The 21,317-nt window shown below is 73.0% G+C and carries 20 protein-coding genes and 1 tRNA gene; 12 read left to right on the top strand and 9 right to left on the bottom strand.

Features of this window, described 5'->3' with window-relative positions:
* Positions 1-7: 7 nt before the first annotated feature.
* Positions 8-520: a response regulator gene (locus AB0898_RS04340; RefSeq protein ID WP_366801380.1), complete on the bottom strand. Its 513-nt coding sequence runs from the start codon at positions 518-520 to the stop codon at positions 8-10.
* A gap of 106 nt (positions 521-626) precedes the next feature.
* Between AB0898_RS04340 and AB0898_RS04335 the strand changes: the two genes are divergently transcribed.
* Together AB0898_RS04335 and AB0898_RS04330 are read left to right on the top strand one after the other, a co-directional pair.
* A tRNA-Arg gene (locus AB0898_RS04335) sits at positions 627-698 on the top strand.
* 167 nt (positions 699-865) lie between these two features.
* A complete protein-coding gene (locus AB0898_RS04330) occupies positions 866-2,167 on the top strand; it encodes a restriction endonuclease (RefSeq protein WP_366801277.1) in 1,302 nt (433 codons plus the stop codon).
* A gap of 108 nt (positions 2,168-2,275) precedes the next feature.
* Here AB0898_RS04330 and AB0898_RS04325 read toward each other — a convergent pair whose 3' ends face one another.
* From AB0898_RS04325 to AB0898_RS04305, 5 genes are all read right to left on the bottom strand, one after another.
* The gene (locus AB0898_RS04325) at positions 2,276-2,506 is read right to left on the bottom strand and encodes a hypothetical protein (RefSeq protein WP_366801276.1); all 231 of its coding nucleotides are present in this window, start codon (positions 2,504-2,506) and stop codon (positions 2,276-2,278) included.
* Positions 2,507-2,750: 244 nt separating this feature from the next.
* Complete coding sequence (locus AB0898_RS04320; RefSeq protein ID WP_366801275.1) at positions 2,751-4,571, bottom strand: CHAT domain-containing protein; 1,821 nt, start codon at positions 4,569-4,571, stop codon at positions 2,751-2,753.
* A complete protein-coding gene (locus AB0898_RS04315) occupies positions 4,568-4,972 on the bottom strand; it encodes a hypothetical protein (protein ID WP_366801274.1) in 405 nt (134 codons plus the stop codon). The genes AB0898_RS04320 and AB0898_RS04315 overlap by 4 nt, the downstream gene beginning before the upstream one ends.
* A gap of 98 nt (positions 4,973-5,070) precedes the next feature.
* Positions 5,071-6,267 (bottom strand): hypothetical protein, encoded by a 1,197-nt coding sequence (locus AB0898_RS04310; RefSeq protein ID WP_366801273.1) that lies wholly within the window; start codon positions 6,265-6,267, stop codon positions 5,071-5,073.
* Between the two features lie 51 nt (positions 6,268-6,318).
* Positions 6,319-7,389, bottom strand: coding sequence for a Ku protein (locus AB0898_RS04305; RefSeq protein WP_366801272.1), 1,071 nt, complete (start codon positions 7,387-7,389; stop codon positions 6,319-6,321).
* 65 nt (positions 7,390-7,454) lie between these two features.
* Between AB0898_RS04305 and ligD the strand changes: the two genes are divergently transcribed.
* On the top strand, positions 7,455-8,336 hold the full coding sequence (ligD, locus tag AB0898_RS04300; RefSeq protein ID WP_366801271.1) for a non-homologous end-joining DNA ligase: 882 nt from the start codon (positions 7,455-7,457) through the stop codon (positions 8,334-8,336).
* 72 nt (positions 8,337-8,408) lie between these two features.
* On the opposite strand, the gene AB0898_RS04295 is transcribed toward ligD, so the two are convergent.
* Positions 8,409-9,212 (bottom strand): nuclease-related domain-containing protein, encoded by an 804-nt coding sequence (locus tag AB0898_RS04295; RefSeq protein ID WP_366801270.1) that lies wholly within the window; start codon positions 9,210-9,212, stop codon positions 8,409-8,411.
* Between the two features lie 137 nt (positions 9,213-9,349).
* Between AB0898_RS04295 and AB0898_RS04290 the strand changes: the two genes are divergently transcribed.
* The 5 genes from AB0898_RS04290 (at position 9,350) to AB0898_RS04270 (ending at position 15,015) form a co-directional block, all read left to right on the top strand.
* Positions 9,350-10,102 carry a hypothetical protein gene (locus tag AB0898_RS04290; RefSeq protein ID WP_366801269.1) on the top strand — a complete coding sequence of 251 codons (753 nt, stop codon included), beginning with the start codon at positions 9,350-9,352 and terminating at the stop codon, positions 10,100-10,102.
* Complete coding sequence (locus AB0898_RS04285) at positions 10,099-11,346, top strand: ATP-binding protein (RefSeq protein WP_366801268.1); 1,248 nt, start codon at positions 10,099-10,101, stop codon at positions 11,344-11,346. Before AB0898_RS04290 ends, AB0898_RS04285 begins: the two co-directional genes overlap by 4 nt.
* 301 nt (positions 11,347-11,647) lie before the next feature.
* Positions 11,648-12,067, top strand: a complete 420-nt coding sequence (locus AB0898_RS04280; RefSeq protein WP_366801267.1) for an SH3 domain-containing protein — start codon at positions 11,648-11,650, stop codon at positions 12,065-12,067.
* Positions 12,068-12,116: 49 nt separating this feature from the next.
* Positions 12,117-13,478 (top strand): FtsW/RodA/SpoVE family cell cycle protein, encoded by a 1,362-nt coding sequence (locus tag AB0898_RS04275; protein ID WP_366801266.1) that lies wholly within the window; start codon positions 12,117-12,119, stop codon positions 13,476-13,478.
* A gap of 79 nt (positions 13,479-13,557) precedes the next feature.
* Positions 13,558-15,015: a penicillin-binding transpeptidase domain-containing protein gene (locus AB0898_RS04270; RefSeq protein WP_366801379.1), complete on the top strand. Its 1,458-nt coding sequence runs from the start codon at positions 13,558-13,560 to the stop codon at positions 15,013-15,015.
* A 7-nt stretch (positions 15,016-15,022) separates the two neighbouring features.
* On the opposite strand, the gene AB0898_RS04265 is transcribed toward AB0898_RS04270, so the two are convergent.
* Positions 15,023-15,973, bottom strand: coding sequence for a hypothetical protein (locus tag AB0898_RS04265; protein ID WP_366801378.1), 951 nt, complete (start codon positions 15,971-15,973; stop codon positions 15,023-15,025).
* Between the two features lie 174 nt (positions 15,974-16,147).
* Between AB0898_RS04265 and AB0898_RS04260 the strand changes: the two genes are divergently transcribed.
* The 4 genes from AB0898_RS04260 to AB0898_RS04245 all read left to right on the top strand — a co-directional run bounded on the left by AB0898_RS04260 (position 16,148) and on the right by AB0898_RS04245 (position 19,985).
* Positions 16,148-17,086 (top strand): diiron oxygenase, encoded by a 939-nt coding sequence (locus AB0898_RS04260; RefSeq protein ID WP_366801265.1) that lies wholly within the window; start codon positions 16,148-16,150, stop codon positions 17,084-17,086.
* 743 nt (positions 17,087-17,829) lie between these two features.
* Complete coding sequence (locus tag AB0898_RS04255) at positions 17,830-18,498, top strand: helix-turn-helix domain-containing protein (protein ID WP_366801264.1); 669 nt, start codon at positions 17,830-17,832, stop codon at positions 18,496-18,498.
* Complete coding sequence (locus tag AB0898_RS04250; RefSeq protein ID WP_366801263.1) at positions 18,495-18,830, top strand: hypothetical protein; 336 nt, start codon at positions 18,495-18,497, stop codon at positions 18,828-18,830. Before AB0898_RS04255 ends, AB0898_RS04250 begins: the two co-directional genes overlap by 4 nt.
* 111 nt (positions 18,831-18,941) lie before the next feature.
* Positions 18,942-19,985: a C40 family peptidase gene (locus tag AB0898_RS04245; RefSeq protein WP_366801261.1), complete on the top strand. Its 1,044-nt coding sequence runs from the start codon at positions 18,942-18,944 to the stop codon at positions 19,983-19,985.
* A gap of 57 nt (positions 19,986-20,042) precedes the next feature.
* Here the strand turns inward: AB0898_RS04245 and AB0898_RS04240 are convergent, their stop codons facing one another.
* Complete coding sequence (locus tag AB0898_RS04240; protein WP_366801260.1) at positions 20,043-21,296, bottom strand: styrene monooxygenase/indole monooxygenase family protein; 1,254 nt, start codon at positions 21,294-21,296, stop codon at positions 20,043-20,045.
* Between the last annotated feature and the right edge of the window lie 21 nt (positions 21,297-21,317).

The raw sequence follows: 21,317 nt of genomic DNA, 5'->3' as shown, positions 1-21,317 counted from the left end.
GCGGGACTTAACTGATCACCGATCCACACCCACCCGCGACCCCACCGTTGACGTCGTCATCGCCACCCCCATGCCACCCGTTCCCCTTATCCCGCTTACTCCGCTCCATGAGCCCCTTGACGAGCCGGACGAGTTCGTCGGGCTCGAAGGGCTTGGGGAGGAAGGCGTCGACGCCGGCACCGAGACCGCTCTCGACCTCGTACTGGGTGCACGCGCTGATGATGGCGAGCGGGAGATCACGCGTACGGGGGTCGGCCCGGAGGCGGGCGGCGGTACTGAGCCCGTCGAGCCGGGGCATGACGACGTCGAGTGTCACCACGTCGGGGCGCACCTGGTGCACCACGTCCAGACACTCGGCACCGTCGACCGCGGTCACGACCTCCAGCCCTTCCAGCTCAAGGTTGACCCTGATCAGCTGCCGGATGACGTTGCTGTCGTCCACAACGAGCACCCGGCCAGTGGCGCCTGACACAACTCGAGAGTAGGTCGGCCCGGGCCGCCGCGTCCGGCTTTTCCCCACTTCCAGCCTCCCGGGGGACACCGCCCCCAAACCCGTTCCTGATCACCCCGAAAGACCTGCTAGGGTTCTACCCGTCGCCGCAAGCGCCCAGCGCAACGCCCGACACGCCCCCGTAGCTCAGGGGATAGAGCAACGGCCTCCGGAGCCGTGTGCGCAGGTTCGAATCCTGCCGGGGGCACACTGTGCAAGTGTGTCCAAGACCCCGTCACCAGCGGAAACGCTGAGGCCGGGGTCTTTGCGTATGTACGGCCGGGTGCCGTCCGGAGCAGCAACTCGCGAACATCGCGACGGCATGGGCCTCGTCGCGCTTGACGTCGTTGATCTCGGTGCTGAAGAAGGGTTGTCATGGGAGAGAAGCTTCGTGTCGGGCAGGTGCTGCGGTACGCGAGTGCCAAGGATCCGGCCGAAGCCGAGCTCGACGGGTACCCGAACTTCCACCATGTGACGCACGCTCCCGGACACAAGAAGGCGCTTCTCGAATCCGGCATCAACGGCATGGCCAAGGTCGCGGTGGACGGGCGGCAGCGACGGCCGGCGATCCTGATCCGCTCCAGCCCGTGGAAGGCCGGCAGCGAGCAGACACCGTGGCACGACGTGTTCGACATGGACAACGGCCACGTGCGCTACTTCGGCGACCACAAGGCCGGGCTCACCAAGCTCCCCGGGACCACGACCGGAAACGCCGCCCTGCTCGACGCGTTCACGGAACACCAGGCTCCGACCCCGGAGGAGCGCGCCGGTGCAGCCCCTCTCCTGCTGTTCCGCGCCGTGTCGCGCAACGGCAGGGTCAAGGGCTTCGTCGAGTTCTGCGGGCTCGGGGTCATAGAGCGGGCCGAACGCGTCGTCCAGTGGGCCGGACACGAGCACACCACGTTCACCAACTATGTGTACGACATCGCCCTCATCGATCTGGCCGCCGAGAACGACCAGGTCGACTGGGACTGGATCACCGCACGGCGCAATCCGGCAGTCTCCGATCAGGCAGCCCTGGCCAAGGCGCCTCGCGCCTGGCGGGAGTGGGTCAAGCGAGGACACTCCGCGCTACCGCGGGTTCGCAGGCGGGTCGCTCGGGCACGGGTGACGAAGGTGCGTGATCAGCGTCCTGCACCGGGGAGCCCGCGAGAGGTAGACCTCAAGTTCGTCTACGAGCAGTTCGACGGGCGCAAGCACGATTTCGAGGCCGTCGCCTCCGCGGTCGCCGCTCGTGTGCTGAGGGGGTCCGGTCACAACTACCGTGAGGGCTGGATCACTCGGCGCTCGGGAGACGGCGGAGCGGACTTCGTCGGGCGCATCGACCTCGGATCGGGACTGGCCGGTACAAGCCTCGTCGTTCTGGGCCAAGCCAAGTGCATACGCCCCGACAGCCTCGTGTCCGCCGAGCAGATCGCCCGAGTGGTCGCGCGCCTGCGCCGCGGCTGGATCGGCGTATACGTCACCACCGGATCCTTCTCGGAGCCGGCTCAGCTCGAAATGGTGGAAGACCAGTACCCCATCCTCCTTGTCAACGGACTGGATCTGGCCCGCGAATTGCGCAACATGGCCCGCGATGACCACGGCAACGACCTCACGGCCTGTCTGAAGCACATCCTCCACGCACAGGGCGTACCGATCACCAGCCGACGTCCCGAAGAGATCCTTCTCGACTGAGGCCGAGGACGATCAATCGGCCGAAACCCTGGAAGGCACCTCGCACTTCGCCTTCCCATGGGCGTACACGGCTGCGCTCCTCGCCAAAGTGATCAGGTCCCGCCGCGACTACTCCCCCTTCGCGTCCCCGTGCTTCGTGAGGTGCACCACGACGCTCAGGTACCGGGTCATCCGCTTCGAGACGCACGGAACGTAGATCGCCGCCGCGGAAGCGGAGGTGACAGCCTTGTCACCGGCGTTGAACGGCGTGAGGTCGGAAGTCGACACGAGCCGGCCCACCGCCTCCTCCAGCCAAGCGCCGGAGTTCTCGTACTCGGCCATCTCCGCTGTGACGGACATCAGTTGCTTGCCGTCGCCGTTGACGAAGCACGAGATCTCGTAGGTGTCGTCCGAGGGGTCGGTGCGGAGGGGGTTGCGGTGCCCTGCTTCTCGAAGGGTGGCAGGGTGAACGCGTAGGCGACTCCGGCGGCGGCGACCAGCGGCAGGGCCGCGCCGGATGCGAGGACGAGTTGTGTTGGGGTGGGCTTCCGTGTCGGGGCGGTGGCGGATGTCCGCCCCGGGAGGGTGATGGGGGACCTTCCGCTCACGCCCCGAAGCACGCGAAAGACGCCCACACCGACGGCGGGACCCCGTTCGCGTGGGCGTTGGCGATCGCTTGGCCCAGGGCTTTCGGGGCCGGTGAGTCGGTCAGTGCGTGGTGGAGGTCCGTCATCAGGGTCACCGTGGCCGGGGTGTCCGGTACGGGCCACAGGGCGCCGATGACCGAGCGGGCGCCGACTGCCAGCAGGGCGGCGGGGAAGCCCAGTTGTTCGTCCGGGAGGTCTCCCGTGATGCTGCCCAGTTCGCAGGCGGAGAGGATGACCGTCGTGCCGGGGTGGAGGTTGTCCCGGAGGAGGCCGGTGAGGGGGAGGCGGCCGCCCAGGAGGAGGGAGGAGGACAGGGGGGCGTCGGAGCGGAGTTCGCCGTGGCAGGCGAGGTGGATGAGGGAGGCGCCGGTGAGGTGGGCGGCGATGTCGGGGGCGGGTTCGTCGTCGGGGAGCGTGCCGCTGATCGTCCGCAAGGGGTCGGGGGCTTCCGTCGAGGTCAGCTCCTCGGCCGTATCGGGCGCCCGGAACAGTCTCGGTTCCACGCCGTGGACCGCCGCGACCGCCCGCGCCTCCGGCACCGTACGCGGAATCGACCGGAAGCCGTCTCCGTCGTACCAGGGGTCCGCGGCGACCAGGACCTTCCGGTCCGCTGCCGGTTGCCAGCCGGCGGACAGCAGGAGGGCGCGGGCGGAAGGGGCGAGGGTCAGGTCCAGGGTCGCGCAGGCGGGGGTGTCGTCCACGAGGGCGGTGGAGAAGGGGAGCAGGGCCGCTTCGCCGAGGGGGATCAACGCGAGGGGCGTGTCGCGGAGTTCGGGCCATTCGGCCAGCAACGGGTCCCAGAACGCCGCGGTCACCTGGTCGAGGGCCTCGCGGATCAGGCGGTTCAGGGCCTTGCGGCCGAGTTCACCGCGCTGGGCCGCGGCGTAACCGTCCCGGACGCGCTCGACCAGGGCGCGTACCGAAGGGAGATCCAGGCCGGGGAGTTCCACGCTTTCGCATATCTCCCCTTCCCCGCCAGGGGAGTTGACCCTGAGGGCCGCGCCGCTGCGGAGTGCGGGGGCGATGTAGACGAGGGTGCGGCCGCTGAGCAGGGCCGCCCGGGCGGCACTTACGGCGTTGGGCGAGGTCGCCAGTCGCGCGGCTCCTTCCGGGGTGTCGTACGTCGCCAGGTCCTCGAGGAAGCGCTGTTTCATGGCTTCCCTCAGGTTCGCGCCCGGGGCTGCCGGCCGGCCCACCATGCCGCGTGCCGCGCGGAGTTCGGAGGCGGCCGTGTCGCGCATGCCGGACAGTTGCCGGCGGAGGGTGGCCGTGCCGTCGTCGGCGGTGAGGACGGCCGTCGTCTCGCGGGTCAGCATGCGTTCGCCGAGCGCCAGGGAGGTGATGGCTTCGGCGTTCATGACGCCGGCGAGGGGGACTCCGCACCGGTGGGCCACGTACGCCGACCCGAGCGCCATGCCCCGCATCTCGCGCAGCAGGGGCGCGGGCATGGGCGCGTCGCGCAAGCTGCTGAGGAGGTCGATGACGCAGCACGCGGTGGAGAGGCACAGGGCGGACATGGTCGCGCGGACCCAGTCCTTCCCCGTGCCGAACTCGATGAAGAACGACAGACGGGCGGCCGAGAAGAGCGGACCGGCGACCGACGTGTGGCCCTTGACCACGTCGTCGAACAGCTTCAGCTGGAGGTCCCACACATCGTCCCGGACGCTCTCCAGACCGGTCCCGGCCCGGCCCGCGGCGTGGAAGCGGTCCTGGATGTCCTTGTACGTGCGCGCCGCCTCGCGATACCGGCCGGCGGGCGAGCGGCCGAAAAGCTTCATCTTCCCTGCCCCTGAGGGGAGTTCATCGCGGAGGTCAGGAGCCGGGTCAGCAACTCGGCGTCCAGGTCCGCCGTTCCGCTGCGGGTGATCGCCACGGTGGTCACGTCCTCGCCGGTGCGCACGGTCAGATTCACCACCGTCTCACCGGAGTTGGCCTCCGCCTGGCGCCTGCCGGTCCAGCGCCGCACCTGCTCGACGAAGGAGGCGATGGCGTCCCGCCCGAGGAGCACGGTGACGAGATTGGCTCCCATGCCGAGGCCTTGACCGGTCGCGGCGACGACGGCGTGCGCGGCGTCGGCCCACTGCTCGGCTCCCCGGAAGGAGTCCAGCGAGTCGAAGTCGGCCTCGTCGAGGCACTGCCAGAGATCTTCGGGGACCTGGACGTGCAGCTGCGTACCCACAGGCGGACAGTAACAGCGGGTATCGGCGGGATGCGATGGTTCCGCCGATCCGGTTCCAACAGCCCTGTCACGTCAGCCGGTTACGTCGGCCGGTTACGTCAGTCCGGCAGCTCGTGGAGTGTTTCCTCCGGTTCCTCGTTCGCCGCGTACGGGTGGACCCGGCATTCCCCGGAGAAGGGGGTGAACCAGGAGTCCGGGGCTTCGGGAGTGGGGCGGGAGGCTGCCGTGTTCAGGGAGGCGGCGAAGTTTTCGAGGGCTTTGGCGACCTCGTCCGTGAGGAGGCCGTAGAGGTCGGCCGTCACTTCCGCCTGGGTGAGGAGGGAGCCGAGGAGGAGTTTCTCCGCCACGCAGGTCGGGGGGCCGAAGGGGGGACGGGTCAGGCGGGAGGTGAGGGTGATGGCGGTGACCGTGAGGCGGCGGGTGAAGAGGACCGTGTACTCGTCGGCCAGGTGTGGGGGGAGGTCGTCGAGGATCATGAAGGTGGCGTTGCTGCGGGCGACCGTGGGGCCGTCCTCCTCCAGGGCGGCGAGGTCGGTGAAGAGTTCGTCCACCAGCAGGTCGATGGCGTAGATCAGGGCGCCCGCGGCGATCTCCGCCGCCTCCTTGCCCACCGTCCGGGTCGCCTCGCCCTTCACGAGGCCGACCGGTTCGCCGGTCGCGTTGCCGGTCCCGGCCCGCTCACCGCTCCCGCTCCCGACCGGCTCGCCGGCCCCCGTATCGGCCACCTCGCCGCTCCCCTCCCCCTCGTACCCGAAGGCCGTCAGAGGGAACGACGCGAGCAACGGGGCCAGTTCGCGCAGGCGGGTGCGCATCGCCTGCGTTTCCGAGGGGGGCGGGGTGCCGCCGGGGGACGACTGGGGGTGGTCGCCGGCCGCGTGGCGGCGGGCGCGTTCGGCCGGGTCGGCGGGTGGGGCGTCGGGGCCGTCGGCGGCGTCCAGGCTCTCCTGGAGGAGTTCGGAGTTGAGCTCGACGGCGCAGCGGGTTATCTGCCAGTCCGCCAAGGGTTCGGTGGCGTCGAGGAGTTCGGTCACCACCTCGCGGGCCGCCTCCTCGGCGAATTCCAGCGCGGGCGCGTCCACGAAGAGTTTCAGGAGGGCGCCGCCGGGATGGACGGCGATGAGGTCGTCCATCAGATCGACCTCCATGCCGTCCGGTCCCTCGATGGCCTCCAGGGAGTCGAAGCCCTTGCGCAGCAGGAAGAGGACGCCCTCCCGTTGCAGCGCGTCGAGGTCCGGCGTGCCCTCGGGCGGCGTCATGGTCACGGTCACCACGTATGTCACACGTTCATCGTGCATGAGGGGAGCCTGGGACGAAGTGGAATCGGGGGGAGTCCGCCCCGGTGGAGGTCACGCCGACCGCTTCCGCGCCCCCGCCTTCTTCGCGGGTGCCTTCTTCGCCGCCGCCTTCTTCGCCGTACTCTTCGCAGCCCCCCGCTTCCCGGACGGCTCCGCCGACTTGGACGTGGACTTCCGCGCCGCGGCCGTCTTCTTCGCCGGGGCCTTCTTCGCAGCCGCGGCGGCCGACGCCGTGGACTTCTTGCCGCCCGTCTCCTTCGGGGTACTGCGGCCACGCGGCAGCGTACGGACCTCCGCCGCCTCCCCCGACTCCCCCGCTTCCTCCGACTCCCCCGGTTCCCCCGCCCCCCGCGACTCCCGCGCCTCCCGCACGCTCTTCTCCAGCGCCGCCATCAGGTCGAGCACCTTGCCGCCGGTGGCCGGGGCGGGGGACTCGGGCGGGGCCTCGCCGGCCGCCTTGGCCGCGATGACCTCCTCAAGCGCCTCGCGGTACTCGTCGTGCAGGTCGTCGAGATCGACCTCGCCGAGGGTGTCCATCAGGGCGTCCGCGAGGTCGAGCTCCTTGTCGCGGACGGTGACGTCCACGTCCGGGGCCACACCCTCGGGCACGCGCACCTCGTCGGGCCACAGCAGCCCGTGCATGACGATGACGTCACCCACCACGCGCAGCATCCCGAGCCGTTCGCGCCCGCGCAGGGCGAACTTGGCGACGGCGACCTTGTTGCTGCGCTTGAGGGCCTCGCGCAGCAGGGTGTACGGCTTGGCGGCGGAGGCTCCGGCGGCGGCGAGGTAGTAGGCGGCGTCCATCTGGAGCGGGTCGATGCGGTCGGCGGGGACGAACGCGACGATGTCGATGGTGCGGGCGGTGGGCAGCGGCAGATGCGAGAGGTCGTCCTCGGTGATCGGGATCATCTCGCCGTCCGGGGCCTCGTACGCCTTGCCGATCTCGCCCTGGCCGACCTCGCGGTCCTCCAGCTCGCACACCTTGCGGTAGCGGATGCGGCCGTTGTCCTCGGTGTGGACCTGGCGGAAGGAGACCGCGTGGCTCTCGGTGGCGTTCACCAGCTTGATCGGGATACTGACCAGGCCGAACGAGATCGCGCCGTTCCATATGGATCGCACGTGCCGTGCCCCTTCCGCATGGTGTCGATTTATCCCTTTCGCCCCGCTTCTGGGATTGTCATCCTATGACGCCGGTGACGGAGGTGGCGGGGCGGCGGGTCACGCTCAGCAACCTGGACAAGGTGCTGTACCCGGAGAGCGGCTTCACCAAGGGCGAGCTGCTGCACTACTACGCGACCACCGCCGGCGTCCTGCTGCCGCACCTGCGCGACCGCGCGGTCTCCTTCCTGCGCTACCCGGACGGCCCCGGCGGCCAGGTCTTCTTCACCAAGAACGTGCCGCCCGGTACGCCCGACTGGGTCACGACCGCCGAGGTGCCCCGCTCGGAGGGTCCCGCCCGGATGGTGGTCGTGCAGGACCTCCCCTCGCTGGTCTGGGCGGCGAACCTCGTCACCGAGTTCCACACCCACCAGTGGCGGGTCCAGGCGCCCGGCGAGGCCGACCGGCTCGTGTTCGACCTCGATCCCGGGGCACCCGCGACGGTCGTCCACTGCGGCGAGGTCGCCCTGTGGCTGCGCGAGCGGCTCGCGGCCGACGGGATCGAGGCGTACGCCAAGACCGCCGGGTCGAAGGGGCTTCATCTGCTGGCGGCCGTACGCGGGGCGTCGCCGGAGGCCACGAGCGAGTACGCGAAGGCGCTCGCGGTGGAGGCGGAGGAGGCGCTGCCGGGGCTCGTCACCCACCGCATGACCAAGAGCCTCAGGCCCGGCAAGGTCTTCGTGGACTGGAGCCAGAACGCCGCCCGCAAGACCACCGCGACCCCGTACACCCTGCGCGCCCGCCACGCCCCGCTCGTCTCCGCGCCGGTCACCTGGGACGAGGTCGAGGCGTGCCGCGCCCCGGCGGACCTGGAGTTCCTGGCCGGTGACATCGCACCCCGGGTGGCGGAGCACGGCGACCTGATGGCGGGGCTGCTGGACCCGGAGCGGGCCGCAGCACTGCCGTAGAACCGGGCCGCAGCGCTGCCATGAAACCGGGCTCCCCCAGACCCCCGCGCCGGAACCCCGCCCCGCAAAGCCCTACAGCACCAGCCACGTCCTCCGGTCCCGCGCCCTCGCGTGCAGCGCCTCCACGTCCCCCGGCTTCAGCACCCCGCCCAGCCGCGCGAGCCCCGCCAGCTCCCCCTCCCGCAGAATCCGTACGGTCCGGGGCGCGGCCGTGATCAGCACCTCGGCCTGCCCCGCGACCGCGAGGACGGGGCGCACCTCGGCGGTCAGGACGTACGCGGCCCGGTCGGCGTCCGCGCGCAGCCGCCGCAGCAGCGGCTCGGGGGCGCGGCGGCCCACCGCGACCATCGGGTCGGCGACCAGGACCCGCTGTCTGCGGGCGTACAGCGCGCGGACGGCGAAGAGGCCGGCGGGGCCGATGAGCAGGTGGTGGATGCGGTCGCCGCCGGGCAGCGGGACCGAGTGCAGGGTGTGCCAGCCCGCGCCCTCCAGGCCGTCCAGGGCGGCGCCCACCGTCTCCTCGGCGGCCAGGGCGTGCCGGCGCGGGTCGGGGCGGAGCCGGCGGGCCGGGGCGGGCTCGCGGTCGAGGGCGACGAGCAGGGCCTCGCCGGGGCGGTTGGGGGCGAGGTCGTCGTCGGGGTGGAGGGTGAGGCGGGCGAGTTCGGCGGGGGTGGGGGCCGGCGGCGGGCCCACGGTGACGGGGCCGGTGAGGAAGGGGTGCAGGGCGGTGAGGACGGCCTGCCGGGCGTCCTCGGCCAGGAGGCTGACCCGGCCCGTCCCTCGGTCGTACCAGGCGACGTTCTTCCCGTCCGTGCCGCGGACGTACAGCCGTTCGCGGCCGCGGAGCCGGGCCGGCACCACGCGCAGTCCGCTCATGCCATCACCCCTCGACCATGGGACCAGCCGGGGGCGGCCCGTGCAAGGAGTACCGCCCGGCGAACGGGCCCCGTCGGCGGCACAGCCGTCCCGCGTATGGTGGACGGGCCCCGTTCACCCGGCAGCCCAGGAGCCCCGTGTCCGACCGTCGTCCCAGGTCCGCGCGGCGTGTTCGCGTCGCCGGGCTCGTCGCGGTGCTGGCGGCGGGGCTCGCCGGATGCGGTGATTCCGGGGGACTCGTCCCGGCCGGGCCCGCCTCCGCGGCGGTCGGCCCCGCGACGCTGTGGCCGGATCTGCGGCCCGCGTCGAGCCCGGCGTACCCGTACGACGTGGCCAGCCGGGAGACGGTCGAGGGGATACGGGTGCCGGGGGCGGACATACGCGCGGTCGATCCGGTGGCCGTCGTGACGGCGGAGCTGGCCGCGCACCCCGACGACTACGGCTCGAAGGGGGCGTACCACGCGACGGTGGACCGGATGAAGGACTGCGCGGAGGGCACCGGGAACCCCAAGTGCCCGGTGCTGAAGGCCTATTACCGGGATCTGACCGGTGACGGCCGGGACGACCTCACGCTCGGCTTCCGGCTCCGGCCGACCAATCAGACGGCGGTCCGGGTGTACACGGTCGAGGGGCACGCGCTGGTGCGGGTGCTGTCGGACAACGACGCCATCACCGGTGTGGAGCTGGCCGGGCGCTCGGTGATCGTGCGCTCCCCGGCGGAGATCTCGGGGTTCGAGTACCGCACCACCTGGGAGTGGGACGCGGAGCAGCGGGCGATGGTGTTCACGCGGGACGAGTTCCTGCGCACGGGCGGCGGTACGGCGGCTCCGGGGCCGTCCCCCGTGCCCTCGACGGGCACCAACCCGAACACGCCCCCGGGTGCCCCGTGAGGCGCCCGCTCCCCCGCTGGGCCGGGACGCTCGCCGCGAAGGCCGCCGCGTTCATCACGGTGATGTGCTGCGCGCTGGCCGCGCTGCTCGGCGTGCTGGTGCACGTCTCGGTGACGGATCAGACGGTCGGGCAGGCGCGCGGCCAGGCGCTGGACCGGCTGGACGACGCGGTGCGCGCCTACCGGGCCGGGGACGCGCTGCCGCCCGGCGCCGGACTCGACCCGGCCGGGCTGCCCGCGCCGCTGCGCGAGCTGGCGGTGTCCGGGAAGCGGGGCACGATGGTGGCGGAGTACCAGGCGCGGCCCGCGATGTGGGCGGCGGCGCCGGCCGACGGCGGCCGGGCGATCGCGGTGGAGGTCGACCACTCGCAGCAGGCCCGGACCATCGCGGCGCTCGACCGCTCGATCCTGTGGTCCTCGGCGCTGGCCATCGGCGCGACGGCGCTGGTCGGGGCGTTCGCGGTGACCCGGGTGACCCGGCGGCTGCACACGACCGCGTGGGTGGCCCGGCGGATCAGCGCGGGCGACCTGGACGCGCGGGTGGACGACCCCCGTACGCGGGGCCCGGCGGGCCGGCGGGACGAGGTGGCGGCGGTGGCGGCCGCGCTGGACTCCATGGCGGCGAGCCTGCAGGGCAAGCTGCTGAGCGAGCAGCGGTTCACCGCGGACGTGGCGCACGAGCTGCGCACCCCGCTGACCGGGCTGCACGCGGCGGCCGAGCTGCTGCCGCCGGGGCGGCCGACGGAGCTGGTCCGCGACCGGGTGGCCGCGCTGCGCACGCTGACCGAGGACCTGCTTGAGATCTCCCGGCTGGACAGCGGGCGCGAGCGGCTTGAGGCGGACACCGAGGAACTGGGGGCGCTGGTACGGCGCGTGGTGCGGGCCTCGGGGACGGACACCGGGGTGACGGTCGTACGGGACGCCCGGGTGGAGACCGACCGGCGGCGCCTGGAGCGGGTGCTCGGCAACCTGGTCGCCAACGCGCACCGGCACGGGCGGGCGCCGGTACGGCTGACGGTGGACGGGCCGGTGGTGACGGTCCGGGACCACGGGGACGGCTATCCGGCGTACCTGGTGGACCACGGCCCGCAGCGCTTCCGCACCGAGGGCGGCTCGAAGGGGCACGGACTGGGGCTGACCATCGCGCTGGGCCAGGCCGAGGTGCTGGGCGCGCGGCTGACGTTCGCGAACGCGGCGGACGGGGGCGCGGTGGCGACGCTGCGGCTGGCGGGGGACGACGCGTAGCGGGACGGCACCGGCCGGGCGCCGTGGGCACGCGGGCACCTCGGGCAGGCGGGCGCCGTGGGCATCCCGGGCAGGCGGGCGCCGTGGACACCCCGGGCACCCCGGACACGCGGGCGCCGTGGACACCCCGGGCACTGCGAACACCCCGGGGCACCCCGGCCCCGTACGGCCGAGCGCACGTCCACCCCGCGCCCGGGCGCCCCCGGACGCCCCCTCCCCGATGGCCCACTGCGGCGCGCAGCCGTCGAAAGCCGCTCCTAATGTGGCGATTAGTCAGTTCCGCCCGCCCCGGAGGTGTTCCATGTCCCTGCGTTCCGCCCTCACCCGCGGTGTCGCCCTGGCGGCCGCGACGGGTGCCCTGCTCGCCGGTGCCGCGGCCGTCCCGGCCGGTGCCGCCGACGGCAAGGGCGCCGGCACCTCCGCCGCCACGCCGGCGAACGGCGGCCCCGACGGTCCGGGCTACGGCCGGGGCGACCGCGACCCGCGCCGCTACCAGGGCGTCGTCACGGCCAAGGACGGCCTCTGGTTGCACGACCGGCCGGACCGGAGCACCCGCAAGGTCCGCTTCGCGGCGCACGGCGCGAAGGTCTCCATCTACTGCAAGGTCAAGGGCTCCACGGTGGGCGGCAACCCCCTGTGGTACCTGCTCACGGACGGCACCTGGGCCTGGGGTTCCGCGCGGTACATCAGCAATGTCGGGCCCGCGCCACGCTGGTGCTGACCTGCCGACAGAGCGGGCGTATTACCTCACATATGTGTAGGTTCCGGTCATGACCAAGGCCGGAATCACGGTGGCCGCCTCGCGGACACCGGCTTCCGCCGTGCCGCTCGCCCGGCGGCGCGGCGTGGAACTCGCCCTGCTGGTGCTGGCCGTCCCGCTGTGCGTGTACGGCTACTGCGCGGTGGGCCTCGCGCGCACCGGCGCCGTACCGCCCGGTGTGCTCGGCTACGGCGCCGGGCTCGGCGGTCTCGCCCTGGCCGCCCATCTGGCGGTGCGGCTGCGGGCGCCGTACGCCGATCCGCTGCCGCTGCCCATCGCGGTGCTGCTGAACGGGCTCGGCCTGGTGCTGATCTACCGGCTCGACCTCCAGACCCCGGGCGACCGGGCGGCCCCGGCCCAGCTGGTGTGGTCCACGCTCGGGGTGGCGCTGTTCATCGGGGTGGTCCTGCTGCTGCGCGACCACCGGGTGCTCCAGCGCTACTCCTACGTCTGCGTCGCCGCCGCCCTGGTGCTGCTGCTCGCCCCGATCCTGTTCCCGGCGGTCAACGGCGCCCGGATCTGGATCAGGTTCGCGGGGTTCTCCATCCAGCCGGGCGAGTTCGCCAAGGTGCTGCTCGCGGTGTTCTTCGCCGCGTATCTGGCCGCCAACCGCAACGCGCTCGCGTACACCGGGCGGCGGCTGTGGCGGATCCAGCTGCCGACCGGGCGGGTGCTCGGGCCCATCGTGACGATCTGGCTGCTGAGCGTCGGGGTGCTGGTCCTGGAGCGGGACCTGGGCACCTCGCTGCTGTTCTTCGGGCTGTTCGTGGTGCTGCTGTACGTCGCCACCGGGCGAACCGGCTGGATCGCGGTCGGGCTGCTGCTCGCGGTGCTCGGCGCGATGGCGGTCGGCCGCCTGGAGCCGCACGTGGGCGGCCGGATCGAGGACTGGCTGCACCCCTTCGCCACCATCGAGGCCGGCCAGGGCCCCAACCAGCTCGCCCAGTCGCTGTTCGCCTTCGCGGCGGGCGGGATGCTCGGCACCGGGCTCGGGCTCGGCCACTCCACGCTGATCGGGTTCGCCACCAAGTCGGACTTCATCCTGGCGACGGCCGGTGAGGAACTGGGCCTGGCCGGGCTCGCCGCGCTCTTCCTGCTGTACGCGCTGCTGGTGGAGCGCGGCTACCGGGCGGGCCTCGCGCTGCGCGAGCCGTTCGGACGGCTCCTCGCGGTGGGGCTCGCCTCGATCCTGGCGCTCCAGGTGTTCGTGATCGCCGGCGGGGTGACCGGGCTGATTCCGCTGACCGGCATGGCGATGCCGTTCCTGGCCCAGGGCGGCTCGTCGGTCGTCACCAACTGGGCGATCGTGGCGCTGCTGATCCGGATCAGCGACTCCGCCCGCAGCCAGTACGACGGCAAGGAGGCGCCGTGAGCCGGGCGGAGCGGACGACGTACGACGGCGAGGAGGCGCCGTGAGCCAGGAGGGGCGCGAGTACGGCGGCGGGCTGCCGATGGCCAAGTACATCCGGCGCGCCTCGGCGCTGTGCGGGCTGCTGCTCACCGCGCTGCTGGCCAACGCGGCCCGGGTGCAGGTGGTCCAGGCGGGGTCGTACAACGACAATCCGGCCAACCGCCGCGCCTCCATCGCCCGTTACCAGCAGCCGCGCGGCGACATCCTGGTGGGCGGCGCGCCGGTGACCGGTTCGGCGGACACCGGGGAGCAGCTGCGCTACGAACGCACCTACCGGGACGGCCCGTTGTACGCCCCGGTGACCGGCTTCGCCTCGCAGCTGTACGGCAGCACCTTCCTGGAGCACTCCGAGGACGCGCTGCTCTCGGGCACCGACCCGGCGCTGTCGTCGTTCACGCTGTGGCGGGACGTGGCCCGCGAGCCCGCCCCCGGCGGCGATGTCGTCACCACGCTGAACGAGAAGGCGCAGCAGGCGGCGTACCGGGGCCTGGCCGGGCGCAAGGGCGCGGTGGCCGCGATCGACCCGGCGACCGGGCGGGTGCTGGCGCTGGTGTCCACCCCGTCGTACGACCCGGCCGAGCTGTCGGGCAACGGGAAGGCGGCGACGGCGGCCTGGGCGCGGCTGAACGGCGACCCGGACAAGCCGATGCTCAACCGGGCGGTGCGGCAGACCTATCCGCCGGGTTCGACGTTCAAGGTGGTGACGGCGGCGGCCGCGCTGGACTCCGGGGTGATCACCGATGTGGACGCCCCGACCGACTCCCCCGACCCGTACCGGCTGCCCGGCACCACGACCCGGCTGACGAACGAGATCGACGGCTGCCGGGACGCCTCGCTGCGGCAGGCGTTCGCGTGGTCCTGCAACACGGTCTTCGCCAAGCTGGGCGTGGACGTGGGGCTCGGGAACATGGCGGCGACGGCGCGGGCGTTCGGCTTCAACGACACCGGGCTGCGTATCCCGTTCGCCGTGTCGCAGTCCACCTTCGACACGGTGGTGGACCGGGCGCAGCTCGCGCTGTCCTCGATCGGGCAGTACAACACGCGGGCCACCCCGCTCCAGATGGCGATGGTCGCGGCGGCCGTGGCGAACGGCGGCCAGACGCGGGCCCCTTACCTGGTGGAGCGCACCACGCGGGCGGGCGGCGAGACGGTCCGGGGCGCGGACACGCATTCGCTGATCCAGGTGATGCGCCCCTCCACGGCCGTCCTGCTGCGCGGGCTGATGACGGACGCCGTGGAGCGGGGCACCGGCGGCAACGGCGCGATCCCGGGCGCCACGGTGGGCGGCAAGACCGGCACCGCCCAGCACGGCGTGGACAACTCCGGTGTCCCGTACGCCTGGTTCGTCTCCTGGGCCCAGGGCGGCCGCTCCCCGCAGGCCGAGGTCGCGGTCGCCGTGGTGGTGGAGGACGCGGCCGCCGACCGGGGCGAGGTCAGCGGCGGCGGGGACGCGGCGCCGATCGCCCGCGAGGTGATGCGGGCGGTGCTGGAGGGCTGACGGCGGCTCAGCCCACCGGCTGGAGCATGTCGCCGCGCACCCTCAGGGTGTTGTGGGCGGCGACGTCGAGGTCCACGTCGGAGGGGTCGGTCGCGGTCAGGTCGGCCGTGACGACCACGGCGCCCGTGTTGCCGTCCGCCCAGGCGCAGACGGGGTAGACGAGCCGGACCCCGGACTGGCTCTGCCGGAGCACCTCGCAGCTGATGGTGACCGCTGAGCCGGGCGGGGTGACGTCCTTGGCGGGCTGGGCCACCGACGCGCCCGGGGCCTTGCCGGCGCCGTCGAGCATGCCGCGCCGTACCGCGGCCTGGTGGCTGAAGCGGCCGTACATGCCGGAGACCACCAGCACGCCCTTGGAGGCGTCGCCGCCCTGGTTGTACTGGCCGACGACGGCGTGGATGTCCTTCGCGCCCCAGGCGCCGTTCGCCTCTTCCTCTACCTTCTTGCCCTCGGTCCTGGAGAGGTCCTGGGCTATGTCGTACTTGCCGTCGAGCAGCTGCTGGGGAAGCGTCAGCTTGTGCCGGGCCTGCGGGAGTCCGCTGTCGACGGCCTTGCCGAGCAGGACCAGGCCGGTGACGCCGGCGATGCCGAGCGCGAGGACGCCGCCGACGATGCCGAGGATGAGCCCGGTCCGCCGCTTGCGGGGCGGGGGCGCGACCGGCGCGCCCCAGGCGGGGTACGGCTGCGGCGGGTAGGGCGCGCCCGGCTGCTGGGCGTAGGGGCTGCCGTAGGGCTGCGGCCCGGGGTAGCCGTACGGGCCCGGCGCGCCCTGGGGAGCGGGGGCGCCGTACGGGCCCGGTGCGCCCTGGGGGCCGGGAGCGGCGTACGGGCCGGGGGCACCCTGAGGGCCAGGGGCACCCTGAGGGCCGGGGGCACCCTGGGGACCAGGGGCGTCCTGGGGGCCGGGGGTGCCGTACGGAGGCTGGGCCGGCGGCTGGGACGGGGGCTGCGGAGGCATGGACACGCCAGCACGGTACTCCATTCGGACATCCCGGTCCTCGGTGCCGACATCCCGTCAAGCCGGCCGACGCCCCGTCAACAAGTCGCGCAGGAGGGATTGACGCCCTTGCTGACACGCAGTCTCATAAGAGGCGGACGACGACGTACCCCCGGGTGACGAGGTGAGTGAGCCATGACGACCCTGACCGAAGCGGACGCGCTCGAAGGGCTGCGCGACGCGCTGGGCCTGCTCAAGGACCGTGAGGAGGTGGCCGAGCGGCTGCTCGTATCGTCCGCCAAGCACTCGTTCGACCCGGACAAGGAGCTGGACTGGGAGGCCCCCTTCGAGGAGGGCAAGTGGTTCTGGCCGCCGGAGCTGGTCTCGCTCTACGGCACGCCGCTGTGGGAGAAGATGAGCGAGGAGCAGCGCATCGACCTCTCCCGGCACGAGGCCGCCGCGCTGGCCTCGCTGGGCATCTGGTTCGAGCTGATCCTCATGCAGCTGCTGGTCCGGCACATCTACGACAAGGCGGCGACGAGCGCGCACGTGCGGTACGCGCTCACCGAGATCGAGGACGAGTGCCGGCACTCGAAGATGTTCGCCCGGGTGATCTCGCGCGGCGGGACGCCCTGGTACCCCGTCAGCCGGGCCCACCAGAACCTCGGCCGGCTCTTCAAGACCATCTCCACGACCCCGGGTTCCTTCACGGCGACCCTGCTCGGTGAAGAGGTTCTCGACTGGATGCAGCGGCTGACCTTCCCGGACGAGCGGGTCCAGCCGCTGATCCGGGGCGTCACGCGCATCCACGTGGTGGAGGAGGCCCGGCATGTGCGGTACGCCCGCGAGGAGCTGCGGCGCCAGATGGTGACCGCGCCCAAGTGGTCCCAGGAGTTCACCCGCGTCACCTCCGGCGAGTTCGCGCGCGTCTTCTCCGTCGCCTTCGTCAACCCCGAGGTCTACACCAACGTCGGCCTCGACCGGCGCGAGGCGATGGCCCAGGTCAAGGCCAGCGGCCACCGCCGCGAGGTGATGCAGACCGGAGCGAAGCGGCTGACCGACTTCCTGGACGAGATCGGCGTCCTGCGCGGAGCGGGCCGGCGCCTGTGGAAGGCGTCGGGACTGCTGGCGTAGCGGGCGACCGGGAAGGCGGGGAACGGCCCCTCGGCCTGGAGCCCGCGCTGCGGCGAGCCGAGGGGCGGCCGGGAGCGCGGGGGCCGGCCCGGAACGGCCGCAAGCGGACAGCCCGATGCCGCCACAAGCGGGCACACCCCGCACCCCGGGCCCGGGCAGGCCGGACCGATGGCAGCCGAGCCACCGGCAACGGGCACACCCGGGCCCCCGAACCCCGACAGACCGACCCGACGACAGCCGAGCCGCCAGAAGCGAGCACACCCAGGCCCCCGAACCCCGACAGACCGACCCGGCGACAGCCGAGCCGCCAGAAGCGGACACACCCAGGCCCCCGAACCCCGACAGACCGACCCGGCGACAGCCGAGCCGCCGGAGCGGGCGCGCTGAAGCGGCGTGAGCCGGGGGGACCAAGAGCGTCCGCGAACGGGCAGGCCGGGAACGCGGCGAGCCGGCGCACCTCCGCCGCCGCGCACGGGCAGGGCGGACACGGCCGTGACCGGGCAGTCCCGAGCCGCCGCCGGCACACAAGCCAGGAACGTCACGAGCGAGCGCGCCGGAGCCGCCGCGAGCAGGCGGCGTCGGCGCGGTCATGGGCGGGGCGCGCCGAGGTCGTCATCACCGGGCGCGCCGGAACCGCCGGCACCGGGCAAGCCGAAGTCGCCGACCGGGCACACGGCACCTCCGTACACCGGAACCCCCCGGTCCGGCGGGACGCCCGGCGCGGAGCGATTACGCTGCCGGGCATGACCCCGCAGGCCCCCTCCCCCGCCTACCGACGCCTGAGCGTGGAGCAGCGTCGCCGTCAGCTTCTCGACGCGGCGCTGTCCCTCTTCGCGCACCGCGCGCCGGAGGACGTCTCGCTGGACGACGTGGCGGAGGCGGCCGGAGTCTCGCGTCCGCTGGTGTACCGCTACTTCCCCGGCGGCAAGCAGCAGCTGTACGAGGCCGCGCTCACCTCGGCGGCGGACGCGCTGCGCCAGTGCTTCGACGAGCCCCGCGAAGGCCCGCTCGTGCCCCGGCTGGGCCGCGCGCTCGACCGGTACCTGGCCTTCGTCGACCAGCACGACACCGGGTTCAGCGCGCTGCTCCAGGGCGGCAGCGTGGTGGAGACCTCCCGGACGACCGCCATCGTGGACGGGGTGCGCCGGGCCGCCGCCGACCATCTCTTCCGCCACCTCGGCGTGGCCGAGCCGGGACCCCGGCTGCGGATGACCGTGCGGATGTGGATCGCGGCGGTGGAGGCGTCGTCCCTGATGTGGCTGGACGACGGCAAGCTGCCCCCGGCGGACGAGCTGCGCGACTGGCTGGTGGAGCAGTTCACGGCCGTCCTCGCGGTGACCGCCGCCCGCGACCCGCAGACGGCGGCGCTCCTCGGTGACCTCGGCGGCGATGACCGAGACTGGGGCGCGTGAAGAGTCAGGACACCCCCTTCGAGGGCGGCCCCATGGACGGCCGGGTGCTGCCCGTACTGCTCGGCCCCACCGGGCACCCCCCGAAGACGTACCGCATCCCCGTCCCCGACGCGGCCGGCGGCCCGCCCACCGTGCTGTACTACCGCCGCGAACCGCTCGGGCACACCAGGAGGCTGGGCCTGGTGCGGGGGTGGAAGTACGTGTACGACCCGGCGGGCGAGCGGAGCGGGGACCGGCTGCGGTGGCCGTGGTCCCGGCCGGCCGCGCGGCCCGCACAGGACGGCACCCCGGACAACACGCCGGACGGCAAGCCGGACGACCCGACCGGGTGACAGGGTTGCGCCGGACCGCGCACGCTCGGCGCGCGCGTCCCGCGACAGGCACCCGATGCTCGCGGTACGGAGGAGGCGGGAGGTCCGCAGCTCCGCACCGGAGGTGATGGCGTGTCAGTACCGCTTCTGCGTCTGGCCTGTACGGCCGCGGTGGCCGCTCAGGCCGCCCTCGCGCCCGTGCCGGCGGCGGCCGAACCGGCGCCCCCGCGCTCGGCGTCCCAGCTGCTGACGGATCTTCAGCGGCTGTACCGGCAGACCGAACAGGCCGCCGAGACCTACAACGGCACCTCGGAGAAGCTGACCCGGCAGCGCGCCGAGGTGCGCCGCCTGGACGGTGAACTGACGCGGGCGAGGCTGGAGTTGAACGACAGCCGGGGCGACGCCGGACGACTGGCCCGCGAGCAGTACCAGAACAGCTCGGACTTCTCCCCCTACGTCCGCCTGCTCCTCGCGCGCGATCCCCAGCAGGCGCTGGACGAGGGGCACGTCATCGGCCGCCTGGCGAGCGCGCGCGCCCGGACGCTGGACCGGCTGACCGGCGCCGAGCAGCGGGCGGACGCGGTGGCACGGGCCGCGCGCAAGGCGCTGGACACCCAGGAGACCCTGGCGGACAAGCAGAAGCGGGACCGGGACGGTGTGACGGCCCGGCTGCGGGACGTGGAGCGGATGCTCGCCGCCCTCACCCCGGCGCAGCTGACCGAGGTGAACCAGCTGGAGCAGGACGGGGTGACCGCCGCGCAGAATCGTCTCGCCACCTCCGGCGCACTGGGCCCCGACCGGCCGGCGTCCACCGCCGGCACCCGCGCGCTCAGCTTCGCGATGGACCAGATCGGCAAGCCGTACGTGTGGGGCGCCGAGGGCCCGTCCGCGTACGACTGCTCGGGCCTGACCTCCCGCGCCTGGGCCCGCGCGGGCACCCCGATCCCCCGTACCAGCCAGGAGCAGTGGGCCACCCTGCGCCGTATCCCGCTGACCCGGCTCCGCCCCGGCGACCTGGTGATCTACTTCCCCGAGGCCACCCACGTGGCGATGTACATCGGCGACGGCAAGGTGGTCCAGGCCCCGCGCACCGGCGACCACGTCAAGATCTCCCCCATCGCCGCCAACCCCATCCTGGGCGCCGTACGCCCGGACGCGCCCCCGCGCCGCCTCTGAACACGCCGAAGGCCGCCGCGACACGGGGTCGCGGCGGCCTCTGCGCAACGAGGGGCGTCAGCCGCCCGTGACCTCCGCCAGGTACGCCGCCGTCTTCTCCGGCTCGTAGAAGAAGTTCTCGAAGTCGGCGGGGTCGTTGAAGCCGTTGGCGAAGCGGTCGGCGACCGGCTGGAGCTGGCCTGCGGCGCCGATGAGGTTGAGGATGTGCTCCGGCGGCGGGGCCAGCATCGCGTTGGTCCACTTGGTGACGTGCTGGGCGGTGTCCCAGTAGCGGTCGAAGGTGGCCTTCATCCACTCCTCGTCGAAGGGCTCCTCGCCCCGCTCCAGGATGGAGGCGAGGTACGAAGCGGCGCACTTGGACGCGGAGTTGGAGCCCTGGCCGGTGATCGGGTCGTTGGCCACGACCACGTCGGCCACGCCGAGGACCAGACCGCCGCCGGGGAGCCGGCCGATGGGGTTGCGCACGGTCGGCGCGTAACGGCCCGCGAGGGTGGCACCCGCGTCGGTCAGCTCGACCTTGGTGGCGCGCGCGTACTCCCAGGGCAGGAACTTCTCCATCAGCTCCAGCGTGAGGGAGAGGTGCTCGGCCGGGTCCTTGACGCCGTTGAAGACGTCGAGGGGCCCGCCGGGTATGCCCTCCCAGAACAGGATGTCGGCGCGGCCGGAGGTGGTCAGGGTCGGCATGACGAACAGCTCGCCGACCCCGGGCACCAGGTTGCAGCGCACGGCCTCGAAGTCCGGGTGCTCGGGGCGCGGACCGAGCCCGTGCACGTACGCCACCGCGAGCGCGCGCTGCGGCTCGGTGTACGGGGAGCGCTCCGGGTCCCGGGCGAACATCGAGACCAGCTCGCCCTTGCCCGCCGAGACCAGGACGAGGTCGTAGGTGCGGGAGAAGTAGTCCAGGTCGCCGACGGCCGCGCCGTGGATGACCAGCTGGCCGCCGCGCTGGGCGAAGGTCTCCATCCAGCCGGCCATCTTCACCCGCTGGTCGACCGACTGGGCGAAGCCGTCCAGCTTGCCGACCCAGTCGATGGCCCGCTGGGAGGGGCCGGGATCGAAGGAGCCGGGGGCCGCGACGGACACGCCGAGGCCCTCGATCTTCGGGGCCTGGGACTCCCAGAAGTTCAGCTTCAGGTCCCGCTCGTGCCCCAGCGCCGTGTCGAACATGCACTGCGTCGACATGACGCGGCCGGAGCGGATCTCGTCCGCCGTCCGGTTGGACATCAGGGTGACCTCGTAGCCGTTCGACTGGAGGCCGAGGGCGAGCTGGAGGCCGGACTGACCGGCCCCGACGACGAGTATCTTCCGCATACGGGGGTGTCTCCTACGGGG

Origin of the sequence: Streptomyces sp. NPDC005435, assembly GCF_040703155.1 — a bacterium.
GTDB lineage: Bacteria > Actinomycetota > Actinomycetes > Streptomycetales > Streptomycetaceae > Streptomyces.
The sequence above is the reverse complement of the archived record's forward strand: the minus strand, read 5'-3'. Positions and strand labels throughout refer to the sequence as shown.

Excerpts from the sequence above, each read along its gene's own strand:
- AB0898_RS04330 (WP_366801277.1), top strand. The coding sequence starts at position 866 with ATGGGAGAGAAGCTTCGTGTCGGGCAGGTGCTGCGGTACGCGAGTGCC.
- AB0898_RS04270 (WP_366801379.1), top strand. The coding sequence starts at position 13,558 with ATGGCCAAGTACATCCGGCGCGCCTCGGCGCTGTGCGGGCTGCTGCTC.
- ligD (WP_366801271.1), top strand. The coding sequence starts at position 7,455 with ATGACGCCGGTGACGGAGGTGGCGGGGCGGCGGGTCACGCTCAGCAAC.
- AB0898_RS04310 (WP_366801273.1), bottom strand. The coding sequence starts at position 6,267 with ATGCACGATGAACGTGTGACATACGTGGTGACCGTGACCATGACGCCG.
- AB0898_RS04320 (WP_366801275.1), bottom strand. The coding sequence starts at position 4,571 with ATGAAGCTTTTCGGCCGCTCGCCCGCCGGCCGGTATCGCGAGGCGGCG.
- AB0898_RS04275 (WP_366801266.1), top strand. The coding sequence starts at position 12,117 with ATGACCAAGGCCGGAATCACGGTGGCCGCCTCGCGGACACCGGCTTCC.
- AB0898_RS04265 (WP_366801378.1), bottom strand. The coding sequence starts at position 15,973 with ATGCCTCCGCAGCCCCCGTCCCAGCCGCCGGCCCAGCCTCCGTACGGC.
- AB0898_RS04325 (WP_366801276.1), bottom strand. The coding sequence starts at position 2,506 with ATGTCCGTCACAGCGGAGATGGCCGAGTACGAGAACTCCGGCGCTTGG.
- AB0898_RS04260 (WP_366801265.1), top strand. The coding sequence starts at position 16,148 with ATGACGACCCTGACCGAAGCGGACGCGCTCGAAGGGCTGCGCGACGCG.
- AB0898_RS04280 (WP_366801267.1), top strand. The coding sequence starts at position 11,648 with ATGTCCCTGCGTTCCGCCCTCACCCGCGGTGTCGCCCTGGCGGCCGCG.
- AB0898_RS04255 (WP_366801264.1), top strand. The coding sequence starts at position 17,830 with ATGACCCCGCAGGCCCCCTCCCCCGCCTACCGACGCCTGAGCGTGGAG.
- AB0898_RS04295 (WP_366801270.1), bottom strand. The coding sequence starts at position 9,212 with ATGAGCGGACTGCGCGTGGTGCCGGCCCGGCTCCGCGGCCGCGAACGG.
- AB0898_RS04240 (WP_366801260.1), bottom strand. The coding sequence starts at position 21,296 with ATGCGGAAGATACTCGTCGTCGGGGCCGGTCAGTCCGGCCTCCAGCTC.